The 491-nt window shown below is 68.2% G+C and carries 2 protein-coding genes; both read right to left on the bottom strand.

From position 1 onward, the window contains the following. Window positions 1-288: hypothetical protein (locus tag JZ792_RS41310; RefSeq protein ID WP_216918433.1), on the bottom strand; the 288-nt coding region annotated here is incomplete at its 3' end. Continuing rightward, window positions 251-491: hypothetical protein (locus JZ792_RS41305; RefSeq protein ID WP_216918432.1), on the bottom strand; the 241-nt coding region annotated here is incomplete at its 5' end. The genes JZ792_RS41305 and JZ792_RS41310, both read right to left, overlap by 38 nt.

Here is a 491-nt window from a genome sequence, read left to right as displayed (position 1 = left end):
CAATCGGCCCGCCATATCGGGCAACCCCGCCAACAACGCACCGATCGCTCCCGGGGCGCCGAGCACGATCAACACCGCGCGATCCGCCCCCGCGACCAGCCCGATCACTTCCCCGCTGCTCACCGGCCGATAGATCACCGCCACCACCCGGTCACCGCGAAACAGCACCAGCACCACACCCACCAGCCGAGCATTGTCCGGATCGGCGACCACCCGCGCCGCGATCACCGCCCGCTCGACCAACTCGACATCACCGCCCATCGCCGCCCACACCTCCTCGACGATCACGACCGGTTAGCGTGCGGGCGCGCAACAGGTTCTCCACCGTGCGCAACGGAATCAAGATCGTCTCGTTGACCAGCAACGACCGCGTGATGTCACCGCGGCCGCGATAGGCGCGCATGACCGCCTTCACCGCATCCAGCACATACCGCAGCGCCAGAAACTCCGACACCACATCCCCCGCCCCACCACCGCTGCGCCCCACCACC

This window comes from Nocardia noduli, from assembly GCF_019038455.1.
GTDB classification, from domain to species: Bacteria; Actinomycetota; Actinomycetes; order Mycobacteriales; family Mycobacteriaceae; genus Nocardia; species Nocardia noduli.
The sequence above is the reverse complement of the archived record's forward strand: the minus strand, read 5'-3'. Positions and strand labels throughout refer to the sequence as shown.